The sequence below is a fragment of the Aeromonas sp. 604443 genome (assembly GCF_049170315.1).
Lineage (GTDB): Bacteria > Pseudomonadota > Gammaproteobacteria > Enterobacterales > Aeromonadaceae > Aeromonas > Aeromonas veronii_A.
Map to the genome: position 1 here is coordinate 222192 of NZ_JAAKMI010000004.1, position 13236 is coordinate 235427.

10 protein-coding genes and 1 tRNA gene are annotated in these 13236 nt (G+C 60.3%); 7 read left to right on the forward strand and 4 right to left on the reverse strand.

Going from position 1 to position 13236, the window contains the following annotated elements; all coding sequences use genetic code 11:
- Window positions 1–41 precede the first annotated feature (41 nt).
- From G5380_RS08630 to G5380_RS08645, 4 genes are all read left to right on the forward strand, one after another.
- Window positions 42–632 carry a LemA family protein gene (locus G5380_RS08630; protein WP_005346564.1) on the forward strand — a complete coding sequence of 197 codons (591 nt, stop codon included), beginning with the start codon at window positions 42–44 and terminating at the stop codon, window positions 630–632.
- Window positions 629–1354 (forward strand): TPM domain-containing protein, encoded by a 726-nt coding sequence (locus G5380_RS08635; protein WP_421352651.1) that lies wholly within the window; start codon window positions 629–631, stop codon window positions 1352–1354. Before G5380_RS08630 ends, G5380_RS08635 begins: the two co-directional genes overlap by 4 nt.
- A gap of 20 nt (window positions 1355–1374) precedes the next feature.
- On the forward strand, window positions 1375–1992 hold the full coding sequence (locus G5380_RS08640) for a TPM domain-containing protein (RefSeq protein WP_005337196.1): 618 nt from the start codon (window positions 1375–1377) through the stop codon (window positions 1990–1992).
- A 145-nt stretch (window positions 1993–2137) separates the two neighbouring features.
- Window positions 2138–2225, forward strand: a tRNA-Ser gene (locus tag G5380_RS08645).
- Between the two features lie 449 nt (window positions 2226–2674).
- On the opposite strand, the gene G5380_RS08650 is transcribed toward G5380_RS08645, so the two are convergent.
- The 4 genes from G5380_RS08650 to G5380_RS08665 all read right to left on the reverse strand — a co-directional run bounded on the left by G5380_RS08650 (window position 2675) and on the right by G5380_RS08665 (window position 8940).
- Complete coding sequence (locus tag G5380_RS08650; protein ID WP_199258754.1) at window positions 2675–4570, reverse strand: DEAD/DEAH box helicase; 1896 nt, start codon at window positions 4568–4570, stop codon at window positions 2675–2677.
- A gap of 180 nt (window positions 4571–4750) precedes the next feature.
- Complete coding sequence (locus G5380_RS08655) at window positions 4751–5212, reverse strand: hotdog fold thioesterase (RefSeq protein WP_216953377.1); 462 nt, start codon at window positions 5210–5212, stop codon at window positions 4751–4753.
- A gap of 168 nt (window positions 5213–5380) precedes the next feature.
- Entirely contained in the window at window positions 5381–5869 is a 489-nt protein-coding gene (locus G5380_RS08660) for a hypothetical protein (protein ID WP_421209153.1), read from the reverse strand.
- Window positions 5869–8940: an FAD-binding and (Fe-S)-binding domain-containing protein gene (locus G5380_RS08665; RefSeq protein ID WP_421209152.1), complete on the reverse strand. Its 3072-nt coding sequence runs from the start codon at window positions 8938–8940 to the stop codon at window positions 5869–5871. Before G5380_RS08665 ends, G5380_RS08660 begins: the two co-directional genes overlap by 1 nt.
- Window positions 8941–9107: 167 nt before the next feature.
- Here G5380_RS08665 and G5380_RS08670 point away from each other — a divergent pair, with 167 nt between their 5' ends.
- From G5380_RS08670 to G5380_RS08680, 3 genes are all read left to right on the forward strand, one after another.
- Window positions 9108–10034 (forward strand): cation diffusion facilitator family transporter, encoded by a 927-nt coding sequence (locus tag G5380_RS08670; protein WP_005352774.1) that lies wholly within the window; start codon window positions 9108–9110, stop codon window positions 10032–10034.
- A 300-nt stretch (window positions 10035–10334) separates the two neighbouring features.
- Window positions 10335–11870 carry a TerC family protein gene (locus G5380_RS08675; RefSeq protein WP_216953374.1) on the forward strand — a complete coding sequence of 512 codons (1536 nt, stop codon included), beginning with the start codon at window positions 10335–10337 and terminating at the stop codon, window positions 11868–11870.
- Window positions 11871–12066: 196 nt separating this feature from the next.
- Window positions 12067–13188 carry an alkene reductase gene (locus G5380_RS08680; protein ID WP_263083987.1) on the forward strand — a complete coding sequence of 374 codons (1122 nt, stop codon included), beginning with the start codon at window positions 12067–12069 and terminating at the stop codon, window positions 13186–13188.
- Window positions 13189–13236: the final 48 nt, after the last annotated feature.

Consider the following 13236-nt stretch of genomic DNA (forward strand, 5'->3'; position numbering starts at 1 on the left):
TGGCGCACTATCGACTCGAAATACTAAAGGAGAACAACAAGATGGCCACATCACTCTGGCGCAGAACCACGCAGAGCCTGTTGACCCTGACCCTGCTGCTCGGCCTGACCGGCTGCGGCATGAACAACATTCCGACCCTGGATGAGCAGGTTAAAGCAAGCTGGGGGCAGGTGGAGAACCAGTATCAGCGCCGTGCCGATCTCATTCCCAATCTGGTCGCCACCGTCAAGGGCTACGCCAGCCATGAGCAGGAGACCCTAAAGGCGGTCACCGATGCCCGTGCCCGGGTCGGCAGCGTGCAGGTGAGCGATCCTGCCCAGCTCAAGGAGTTTGAAGCGGCGCAGAACCAGCTCTCCAGCGCCCTCTCTCGCCTGATGGTGGTGGTAGAGCGCTACCCCGAGCTGAAAGCGGATCAGCAGTTCCTTGCCCTGCAGGCCCAACTGGAAGGAACCGAGAACCGCATCTCGGTGGCTCGCCGCGACTATATCGAGGCGGTGCGCCAGTTCAATACCGAGATCCGCACTTTCCCCGGCGTTATCTGGTCCAAGCTGCTCTACTCGGATCTGGAGGCCAAACCCAGTTTCAGTGCCAAACCCGGTGCCGATGAGGCGCCCAAGGTCAGCTTCCAATGAAGATGATGCTGCGCTGGTTTCTTCCCTGTCTGCTGCTCTGGGCCACTGCCCTGCAAGCGGCACCCGACTTCCCGACGCTGAGCGGACGGGTGGTGGATGAAGCCAGTCTGATGTCCCGCAAACAGGCCCATCAACTGACCCAACAGCTGGCCGCCTTTGAAAAGCGCAGCGGCATCCAGCTGGTGGTGGTCTCCGTCGACAGCCTCGATGGGGAGACCATCGAGGAGTACGGCTACCAGCTCGGTCGCCACTGGGGGATCGGCCAGAAAGGCAAAAACAATGGCGTGTTGTTGCTGATCGCCCAGGATGAGCGCAAGGTGCGGATCGAGGTGGGATATGGGCTGGAAGGCGCCCTGCCCGACGCCATCGCCGCCAACATCATCCATGGCCGCATCCTGCCCGCCTTCAAGCGCGGCGATATGGTGGCCGGGATCATGGCGGGCAGCCAGAGCATCATGAAGGCACTCGCCGGAGAATATCAGCCGGTCGAGCAGCCAAAGAGTGACAAGGGTGGCGGCCCCTGGCTGTTTATTCTGGTGGTGATTGCGATGATCGTGCTCCACAACCTGCGCGGCGGTGGTGGCGGTGGGCCAGGAGGACGACGTCGGTCGACCTACATGGCCGGTGGATTGGGTGCCGGCTCCTTTGGTGGTCGCTCTGGCGGCGGATTCAGCGGTGGCGGCGGCAGTTTTGGCGGCGGCGGAGCCTCCGGTGGCTGGTAACAGGAGTAAAGAGACAAATCATGATTTCTAAACAGTTCTTCCACACGCTTCAGGCCAAGGTGCGCGAAGCGGAGCTAGAGACTGATGCTGAACTGGTCACCGTGCTGGCCCCGGCCAGCGATGGCTATCGCTACATTCCCACCCTCTGGGCGGCGCTGCTGGCGATGCTCACGCCGCTGCTGGTGTTCCAGCTCGGCTTCTGGCTCGGCTGGTACGAAATCCTGCTGGTACAGTGGTCGGTCTGGCTGCTGCTGAGCCTGCTGTTCCACTGGACCCCAATAAAAATGCGGCTCATCCCGAAGAAGGTTCGCCAGCACCGGGCGGCCCTGATGGCACGCCTGCAATTTGTCGAACAGGGGCTGCACCGCACCCGCGACCGGCTCGGGGTGCTGATCTTCGTCTCTGCCGCCGAGCACTATGTAGAAATACTGGTGGATGACGGCATCGCCCAGCATATCGACAATGGCCAGTGGCAGGAGATCATCGACGACTTCGTGGCGCGAGTGCGCAACAAGGAGATCGAACAGGGTTTTCTGGAGTGCGTGGAGCGCGTCAGCGCCATTCTGACCGACGCCTTCCCGGCCACCCGGGATCAAAACGAGCTACCGGACAGTCTGATCATCCTCGACAAGCCCTGATCCGGTTTAAAAAACCGGCATTCTGCGCAAGGGTTAGGCATTCGGAAAAGATTATGAAAAATAAGGGGAAAAGAGGTTGACCCACACAGCCCTTTCCCCTAAATTACGCCCCGTTCCAGCGCAACAGCGCAGTGAACGAAAATTTGGTGAGGTGTCCGAGTGGCTGAAGGAGCACGCCTGGAAAGTGTGTATACGGCAACGTATCGAGGGTTCGAATCCCTCCCTCACCGCCAAATTAAAAAAACCGACCTCAGGGTCGGTTTTTTGCTTTCCGGAAAACACAAACATCGGTGCCGACAACGGCAACAACGACAAAAACAGGTGAGCACTCTCGCCAGACCATCGCCTGTATGAGCAACACCTCCCCGGCACTTCCCATGGAGCAGCTGGTTGGGCATGGGCTTGCTCATCGCCGTTGTGTCATTAGCCGGCATGCCCCCCTTTTCTAACGCTCAGCGACGGGTACCCAGCAAACCACCCTCAGGGCGATGGTGAGGCATGCCACGTCGGCGTCATCTATCTCCTCAGCATGACAGCTTTATGGCAGCCTGAGCGCTCACCACAAGGTTCTGAGCACAGTTTTCCTGTTATCCTCGGCGCACCAGCACCTTACCGCCTCGCGAGAGGCTGGCACAAAAAAAGGCCGCTCAATGAGCGGCCTTCTTCATAACGGGATCAGCAATCAGCTTTCGCGGCGCTTGCCACCGAATTTGCGATCTTTGTTGAAACCACCTTCGCGGCGATCCTTGTTGAACGGACGGTCACCCTGCGGACGGCGATCCTTGTTGAAAGGACGGTCGCCACGGAACGGACGATCACCGCGCGGCGGACGGCTGCTGGTGTTGCCACCGGCCGGCACCTCGGTGTAGCGAGTGATCTGCAGCGGACGCTGGCAAACACGGGCTTTCTTGATCACTTCCAGCACATCGGCGCTAATGCCCTTGGGCAGGTCAACGGTGGAGAAGTCGTCAGCGATGTCGATGTTGCCGATGAAGCGGCTCTCGATATTCGCTTCGTTGGCGATGGCGCCCACGATCTGGCCCGGCTTGACGCCGTGATGGGCACCCACGTCGACACGGTAGCGCTCCATCTCCACGTCCGGGTTGTCTTTCAGCGGACGCGGCTCCAGGGACGGCATGCGACGGGCCGGACGATCGCCACGGTCACCGAAGTCACGACCGCCGCGATCGTTGAAGTCACGACGCTCGAAGCCACCACGATCGTTGCTGTTGTTGAACAGCGGATCCGGGATGGAGTCATCCAGCAGCAGCGGTTGGTCGCCCTGTACCAGCTTGGCCAGTGCGGCAGCCAGCTCCAGCGGATCGGCAGAATCTTCTTCGATCAGCTCGTTTACCAGGTTGTGGTAGATCTCGAGCTCTTCGCCCATCATGGTTTCGCGGATGCGCTCTTTGAACTTGGCCAGACGATGCTGGTTGATGTCCTCGGTGCTCGGCATCTTCATCGGCTCGATGGCCTGACGGGTTGCGTGCTCGATGGCGCGCAGCATGCGGCGCTCGCGCGGAGCCACGAACAGGATGGCCTCGCCCTTGCGACCGGCACGACCGGTACGGCCGATACGGTGAACGTAGGATTCGGTGTCGTACGGAATGTCGTAGTTCACTACGTGGGTGATACGCTCAACGTCCAGACCACGGGCAACCACGTCGGTGGCGATCAGGATGTCCAGCTGGCCCTGACGCAGCTTGTCAACGGTACGCTCACGCAGCTTCTGCGGGATGTCACCGTGCAGCGCTTCACAGGCGTGGCCACGTGCGGCCAGCTTGCCAGCCAGCTCTTCGGCAGCGTTCTTGGTACGTACGAATACCAGCAGGGCTTCGTAGGATTCCACTTCCAGCAGGCGGGTCATGGCGTCCAGCTTGTGCAGACCGGTTACCTGCCAGTAACGCTGGCGAATAGTGGTAGCGGTAGCAGTCTTGGAGGCGATCTTGATCTCTTTGGGCTGCTTCAGGTGCTTCTGGGCCACGCGACGGATCTGCTCCGGCATGGTGGCAGAGAACAGAGCAACCTGACGAGAGCTCGGGCACTGCTCCATGATCCAGTCCACGTCGTCGATGAAGCCCATACGCAGCATTTCATCAGCTTCGTCCAGTACCAGAGCTTTCAGGCCGGAGAGATCCAAGTTCTTGCGACGGATCAGATCCATCACGCGGCCCGGAGTACCGACGACAACCTGGGCACCACGACGCAGGGCGCGGGTCTGGGTTTCGTAGGAGGCACCACCGTAGATCGGCAGCACGTGGAAATCAGGCATGTGGTGTGCATAGCGTTGGCACGCTTCAGCCACCTGCAGCGCCAGTTCGCGGGTAGGCGCCAGCACCAGGATCTGGGTGTTGCGGTTACCAGCTTCCAGACGAGACAACAGAGGCAAGGCAAAAGCAGCGGTCTTCCCTGTACCGGTTTGCGCCTGCCCCAGCAGATCGTGTCCCGCCATCAGGTGGGGAATTGCTGCGGCCTGGATCGGTGACGGGCGCTCATAGCCCACGTCCTGCAGCGCTTTCAATACAGGCGCGGCCAGTCCAAGCTCACTAAAAAGGGGCAGTTGTTCGGTATCAGACATAGATTCTTCCAGATTAAGGCAGGCGGCTAACACCGCGGAATAGCAAAAAGGCGGCGATTATAGCGCCACTTTGTTCTGCTGTCTTGAAAAATGTGATAAGCCTCTCAAGACGTTGGCAATTATAGAGGGATCTGGCGAGTATGGCTTGCTTATTTTGCACTCATAGTGCGTTATTGCAGATCACTCCTCGCTGGAGTCCTTGCCCCGCTTGTGTTTGAGCACCGCCATGGTCAGTCGGCTGGTGCACAATAAACGCTCACGTTCGTCCCGAATTTCAATCTGCCACACCTGAGTTGTTGCTCCCAGATGGAGCGGCGCGCAACGCCCGGTCACCACCCCTTCCCGTTTGGCCCGCAGATGGTTGGCATTCACCTCCAACCCCACACAGTAGCTATCTGGCCCCACAGCCATATTGGCGGCAATCGATCCCAAGGTTTCCGCCAGCACCACGGATGCGCCGCCATGCAGCATGCCAAGGGGCTGGTGCGTACGGTGATCCACCGGCATGATCGCTTCCAGCCAATCGGAGCCAAAAGCCGTGTAGACGATATCGAGATGGGCCATCAGGGTGTTGCGAGAGGTGGCGTTGAGCCCCTCCAGACTCATGGGTTTACGCCAGATGGGCGCAATATCGTGACTCATTGCGAGCAGACTCCTTATGTAAGCGATGAATGCGTACCGATATGAGTGAAACGCCCTCCATCGACAAAATGGTTCGGTTATATGAGTTGTTGGTTACCGGGTGACATGTTAACAACGCAGCCCCGACTCGGAACTGCGTGTTACACAATCATGCCCTTAAGCGGGATGTCACCAGGGGTAGGTAACGCCGGGCCACTCAGCCCAGGGCACTTCTCGCCCCGGCAAGCGGGGGTCTGGCCACTGCCAAACGTTGGCGAGCCAGTCGCGCAGCTGAATCTCCAGCTCCTCATCCGTGATTGGCGCCTCGGCCACCTTCCAGAAGAAGAGCTCCACCGCTACCTCAGGCAACACCGAGGGGTAGAGATAAACCCCGCCCCAGAATTGCGGCTCCCGATCCGGGCTCCAGAGGCCATAGGCAAAGGAGCGCTTGGCCAGAAACTCCGACTGCTGCCACTCCAGATCCCCTTCGTGCTGGCTCAGGCTGAAGTTGGCGGAGGGCCAGATATCATTCGGGCGAAACAGCTGATGGAGCTGCTCACGCTCGCGCAGGATGGCGACAAACTCCACCACCGCCTGAGCGGGGGTGGCGGGTAATAGCAAGAAACGCGGGTGCCGATAGGCCTTCGGCACCCGAAACCGCTTGGGAAACGTCAGCATCAGAGCAGCTCCAGCAGGGCTTGCAATGGATGTTTGAGCTTTTCCCCCTCCATCCGCTTGACCTGACTGCGGCACGAATAGCCGGTCGCCAGACAGCGCGCTTTGGGTAGACGGGCTAGCGGGTCAGCCCAGCTCAACCCATAAATGCCCTTGGAGTTCTCCACCTGTTTGACGTCGTGACCATAGGTGCCCGCCATACCGCAGCAACCCACAGAGACTGGCTGCAAGCTGGCCCCGAAGCGGCCAAACAGGGTGCTCCAGTCGCCGTGAGTGGAGGGCTTGGCGGTCTTCTCGGTGCAGTGGGCAAAGAGATACCAGGGCTCGCCCCCCTCCTCGCTCTTGGTCTTGTCAGTGCGAGCAGGCAGTTGATCTGCTGGCAGCGAGAGCAGCCACTCCTGCGGCAACAACACCTGAAAATCACCGCGGGCCGACCCCAGCGCCTTGGCATACTCGTCGCGATAGCAGAGCACCATGGCCGGATCCACCCCCACCATGGGAATGCCAAGCGCCGCCACCTTGTTGAGGAACTGGGCGCTGTTGGCCGCTGTACGGGCAAAGGCGCGCAGGAACCCCTTGATATGCTGGGGTTTACCGTTGGGTTTAAAGGGCAGCAAGTAGGGCTGGAAGCCGAGCTTGCTGGCGAGTTTCACCAGGTCGCGCACCACAGGGGCGTCGTAATAACTGGTGAAGGGATCCTGCACGATGAGCACCACCTGCTTGCGCTGCTCGACGCTCATCCGCTCCAGTCCCGGCAGATCAAAATAGCGGGCACGGTTATCGTGCAGGCTCTCGGCAAGGGTCGGCACTGAGAGCAGCGGCACATCCACCATGCCGATGCTCTTCTCGGTCGCCTTCTGGGCCCACTCTTTTTCGAGGAAAAAGTTGACCAGCTTCGGCGCCTTGGCAAGCAACGGCGCATAGCTCTCCACCGTGCCGACGAAGTAATCCTTGGGGGCGCGCAGGTAGCGGCCATGATAAAGCTGCATAAAGCGGGCGCGAAAATCGGGCACATCCACCTTGATCGGGCACTGGCTGGTGCACGCCTTGCAGGCCAGACAGCCAGCCATCGCCTCCATCACCTCGTGGGAGAAGTCATACTCGCCGCGCTGTTTGGCCCAGCTGTTGCGCACCTTGTCCACCAGCTGTTTAAAGCGCACACCACCGGATTGCAGCGCCACCTCTTCCGCCAACGGGTCGAAGCCCTGCTCTGCCAGCTGACGCAACCATTCACGCATCAGGCCCGCCCGCCCCTTGGGGGAGTGGCGACGATCACGGCTGATCTTGACCGAGGGGCACATGGGGGAGTCGGTCTCGAAGGTGAAGCAGAGACCGTTGCCGTTGCAATCCATGGCGCGGGTGTAGCTGGTGCGCACCGCGAGCGGGATCTGGCGATCATACTTGCCGCGTTTGGGGCCATCCACCGACACCAGCTCGGCGCCGCTACCATAGGGGATACAGATCTTGCCCGGGTTGATGCGGTTGCCCGGGTCGAATACCCCCTTGACCCGCTGCAGCTCTTCCCACAGTTCGCCAAAGAAGGCGGGGCTGTATTCGGAGCGAAAGCCCTTGCCGTGCTCGCCCCACATCAAGCCGCCATATTTGGCAGTGAGCGCTACCACCTGATCGGAGATGCGGCGCAGCAGCACCTCCTGCTCGGGATCGCACAAATCGAGCGCCGGGCGCACGTGCAGCACACCGGCATCAACGTGGCCAAACATGCCGTAGTCGAGGCCGTGGGCATCCAGCAGAGCGCGAAACTCCATGATGAAATCGGCCAGTGACTCTGGCGGCACGGCGGTATCTTCGGTGAAGGCCACCGGCTTCTTGCGTCCTTCGGCGTTGCCCAGCAGCCCCACCGACTTCTTGCGCATGGTGTAGATGGTCTCGATGCTCGGCAGGTGGTCACACACCTGATAGCCGATGATCCCCGCCTCCCCCTTGGCGAGCAGATTGTCGATACGGCGGCAGAGCTCCGCCACCTTGGCCTTGTGTTCTGCCTCATCGGTGTCGGCAAACTCGACAATGTTGAGTCCCTGCAGATCCTTGCCGGGCACATCCTGAATAAGTTCTTTCACCGAATGCCAGATGATGTCGGCGCGGGCCAGCCCGAGCACCCGGGAGTCCACCGTCTCCACCGAGAGAGCCTGCGCCTGCACCATAAAGGGGGCATTGCGCAGGGCGGAGGGGAAGCTGTCGTACTTGACGTTGACCAGGGTGCGGTAGCGCGGGATGGGGGTGATATTGAGTTTGGCTTCGGTGATAAAGCCCAAGGATCCTTCCGAGCCGCACAGCACCCGACTCACATCCAGCGTATCGGTATCGGGTTGATAGAGGTGCTTGAGATCGTAGCCGGTCAGAAAGCGGTTGAGCTTGGGGAAGGTCGCCTCGATGTCGGCGCGGCGCTCCTTGCCGATACGATAGAGGGTGCGATAGATCTCCCCTTCCCGATTCTCCAGCGCCAGCTTGTCGGCCAGTCGCTCACCGGTCAGCGGCTCGGTCGCCATGATGTCGCCATTCTCCAGCACGGCTTTGAGGCCCAGCACGTGATCCGAGGTTTTGCCGTAGACCAGAGACCCCTGCCCCGAGGCATCGGTGTTGATCATGCCCCCTAAGGTGGCGCGATTGGAGGTGGAGAGATCCGGCGAGAAAAAGTAACCGTGGGGCTTGAGATAGGCGTTGAGCTGGTCTTTCACCACCCCGGCCTGGGCACGCACCCACCCCTCCTCCAGATTAATTTCCATGATCTGGTTCATATAACGGGAGAGATCGACGATAATGCCGCCGCCCAATGACTGGCCATTGGTGCCGGTACCGCCACCGCGAGGGAAAAAACTCAAGGAGGCGAACGCCGGCTCTGCGGCCAGCTTGAGCATTGCTGCTATGTCGTCCGCACTGCGCGGATAGAGAACCGCCTGAGGTACTACCTGATAGACGCTGTTATCCGTCGCCATCGCCAACCGGCTTGCATAAGACTTTTCGATATCACCACGAAAGGCGCTGCGCCCTAGCAACTCTAGGAACGACAGGGTTGTGGGTGACAAACTGTCCTGGTAATCGAGTCTCGGGATCATGAATCCTTGTTCCCTTATTTTGCTTGATGCCGGCACCCCGGCGACTACGACTGGCCAGCCGCCTGTCAATGGCAATCAGGCCAGTCCGCTCACATGTGAGCGGGCAGTATATCAGCTAGAAAACCGCTTGCGCTTGGCAATATTCACCATTTGAAAGGAGGACTTTTATGGCTCACCACAGCCATGTTATCAGTACGCTGGTCACCACCGAAAAACAGGCGCTTACCCTGTCGCTGTTCGGTTGTATCACCTTTGCCATCTTCGGCATCGGCTACGGCCTCTTCGTCGGTTCCAACGCCATCATGCTCGATGGTATCTTCACCCTGTTCAGCATGGGCATGACAGGCCTCGGTCTGGTCACTGCCTATCTCGTTACCCGCCCTTCCGATGCGCGCTTCCAGTACGGCTACGCCCACTTCGAGCCCATCACCAACGTCATCAATGGCGCCATTATCTTGCTGCTCTGCCTTGGCGCTCTCTATAGCGGCATCACCACCCTGCTGGATGGCGGACGGGAGATCGATCTCGGCCACGCCCTTATATATGCCGCCGTCTCCACCTTCTTCTGCGCCATCATCTATCGCATCGAAGCCCAGGTTGCCGAACAGGTAGACTCCGAGCTGGTGCGGGTCGACTCCAAGGAGTGGCTGGTGGATACCCTGCTCAGCGCCACCCTGCTTATCGGTTTCGTAGTCGCCATTGGCCTTGATGCCATCGGCTACGGCCAATACAACCGCTACATAGACCCGGTGCTGGTCTCGCTGCTGGCCCTCTGTGCCACCCTCATTCCCATCAAGGTGCTCGGTCGCAACCTGCGGGAAGTGTTGAAGATCGCCCCCAAGGGAGATGTGCCACGGCAAGTCGAGCAGGAGATCGAGGCGCTGCGCCAGCGCCATGGCATCGAGTGCTACAGCCATCTGGCCAAAAGCGGTCGCCGCTTCGATCTGGAATTGAACATTCTGGTGGCGCCGGGTCAGGAGTGGCCCGTCGAACGTCAGGATGCCCTGCGTCAGGAGCTCTGGTCTCGCCTTGGCGATACCCTTGGGGATGCCTGGCTGTCGGTCTGTTTCACCCGCGAAAAGCGCTGGTTGTAACGACCGCACGGGGGAGCGTGGCACCGCCGCCTCCCCCTGTCGCATCACAACCCCATCACGCCCCACTGACACTGCTCTTGCCAAATTGGCGCCAGCCGCTATCATCAGGGCTCATTTTTCACCCGAGGTTTTATTGCCCATCATGGACAATCCCCGAAGTTGCCCTTCGTCTCTCTCTGTCAAAGCCTATCTTTTTCTGCTTAATCAGCGCCTCTAAATAACACCTTTGCCTTGCTGTTACTGCGGCCATCGCGCGCCGTGATTACTCTCTGCTCTGTCTGTTTTTATTGAGGTCATACAATGGAATTGCTGCTGGATCCCCATATCTGGATTGGTCTGTTTACCCTGATCATTCTGGAAATCGTGCTGGGGATCGACAACCTGGTCTTTATCGCCATTCTGGTGAAAAAACTGCCCCCCGCCCAACGGGACAAGGCGCGCATCATCGGCCTGTCGCTGGCCCTGCTGATGCGACTTGGGCTCTTGAGTGTCATGTCATGGCTGGTCACCCTCACCACCCCGATTTTGCACCTGTGGGATCACCCCTTCTCCGGTCGGGACCTGATCCTGATGGGGGGCGGCCTGTTCCTGCTGTTCAAGGCCACCTCCGAGCTACATGAGCGGCTGGAAGCCAAACCCCACGATGACGGCCCGGTCGGCGCCTACGCCAGCTTCGGCGTGGTGATCGCCCAAATTCTGGTGCTGGATGCGGTCTTCTCGCTCGACTCCATCATCACCGCCGTCGGCATGGTAGATCATCTGGGCGTCATGATGGCCGCCGTGACCATCGCCATGGTGGTGATGGTGCTCGCCTCCAAGCCGCTGACCCGCTTCGTCAACGCCCACCCGACCGTGGTGGTGCTCTGTCTGAGTTTCCTGCTGATGATCGGCTTCAGCCTGGTGGCGGAAGGGTTCGGTTTTCATATTCCGAAAGGCTACCTCTACGCAGCCATCGGCTTCTCGGTGCTGATCGAGTTTTTCAACCAGCTGGCCCAACGCAGCGCCATGCGTCACGAATCCAAACAGCCCCTGCGCGAGCGCACCACCGCCGCCATCTTCAAGCTGATGGGCAGCAAGGCCTATCAGGACAGACCGGATGACGATCTGGATGCCGCACCTGCCGAGCCGCTCAGCTTTGGCGAGGAGGAGCGCTATATGGTGACCGGGGTGCTGTCGCTGGCCGAGCGCTCCATTCGCACCATCATGACCCCGCGCTCGGAGATGGCCTGGATTGATATCAACGACTCCAGCGACGAGATCCGCGCCCTGCTGCAGCGCGAACCCCACAGCCTGTTCCCCATCTGTGACGGGGATCTGGACGAGGTGATCGGAGTGGTCAAGGCGCGCGATCTGCTGTTTGCCTTGAACGAAGGGCAATCCTTGAGCGAACTGGCCAAGCAGAACGATCCCATTATCGTGCCGCAGACCATCAACGTGATCCGTCTGCTGGCGGAGCTGCGCAAAGCCAAGGGGAGCCTTATTCTGGTCTCCGACGAGTTTGGCGTGATCCAGGGGCTGGTCACCACCCACGATCTGCTGGAGGCCATCGTCGGCGAGCTGCCGGACGAGGACGAAACCCCGGATATCGTGCGCGATGGCGAAGGGTGGCTGATCAACGGCAGCACCAACATCCACCATGTGGAGCAGGTGCTGGAGCACGAGGGGCTGGTGAGCGAGAGCGATGAATACGTGACCCTGGCGGGCATGCTGCTCTCCCACTTCGGCACTCTGCCCACCCCGGGTCAGCAGTTGCAACTGCAGCAGCTCAACTTCGAGGTGATCGAGGTGAGCGAGCGGCGCATCGAGCGGGTGAAAGTGATGCCCGCCGCGGCTTGAGCCTGCCACCAGCAGAATACAGAAGAGGGCCAGACGGCCCTCTTTTTTATGCTTCAACTTTATGCCTCAACGCCTTCTTTCCCGGCGGTTTGTGCTGATTGCTGCATCAAGCACAATTCTCTTGTGCAATTACCCCTCTTTTTCACAACAAGATGGCGGCATAAAGTGGCCTAACTTCCACCATGAGGAACTCAAGATGAGCCACGATCACCTGTTCTGCCCCCTGCGCCTTGGCCAGCTGCACCTTGCCAACCGCATCGTCATGCCCCCCATGACCCGCTCCCGTGCCAGTCAGCCCGGTGATGTGGCCAACGCCATGATGGCGAGCTACTACGCCCAGCGCGCCGAGGCGGGCCTGATCATCAGCGAAGGCACCCAAATCGACCCCATGGGCAAGGGCTACGCCTGGACGCCTGGCATCTACAGCGCAGAGCAGATCGCTGGCTGGAAACTGGTGACCGATGCCGTGCACGCCAAGGGGGGCACCATCTTCGCCCAGCTCTGGCACGTGGGCCGGGTCACCCATCCGGACAACATCGGCGGCGCCCAGCCCATCTCCGCTTCAGCCCTGCCCGCAGTGGGAGTCAAGGTGTTCGTCGATAACGGCAGCGATGCCCCCGGCTTTGTCGAGACCGTCACTCCGCGCGCCATGACTCAAGCCGATATCGATGCGGTGGTGGGCCAGTTCCGTCAGGCGGCCCGCAACGCCATCAGCGCCGGTTTTGACGGCATCGAGCTGCACGCCGCCAACGGTTATCTGATCAACCAGTTCCTCGACTCCGAATCCAACGCCCGCACCGACAGTTATGGCGGATCGCTGGAAAACCGGCTGCGCTTTCTCAAAGAGGTGACAGAGGCGGTCAGTAGTGAAATCGGGGTCGAACGTGTCGGGGTGCGTCTTGCGCCGCTCACCACCCTCAACGGCACAGTCGATGCCAATCCGCAGGAGACCTATCTGGCGGCCGCCCGCCTGCTGGGCCAGCTCAACGTGGTCTACCTGCACATTGCCGAGGCGGACTGGGACGATGCCCCCCTGATGCCGGAGAACTTCAAGCTGGGTCTGCGCGATGCCTTCCCCAACACCCTGATCTACGCCGGTAAATATGATGGTGATCGCGCACGCGCCGCCCTCGACGCGGGCTGGGCCGACATGATTGGCTTTGGCCGCCCCTTCGTTGCCAACCCGGATCTGCCGAACCGGCTGCGCCACGGCTATCCGCTGGCCCCCCACGATCCGGCCACCCTGTTCGGCGGCGGCGAGGAAGGGCTGACCGACTACCCCGTCTATCAGGCTGATGACGCAACCGTCAACCACTGATTGCCGATGACTAATCGGCCACGTGAAGCAGGCCCCACAGGTAGGGGC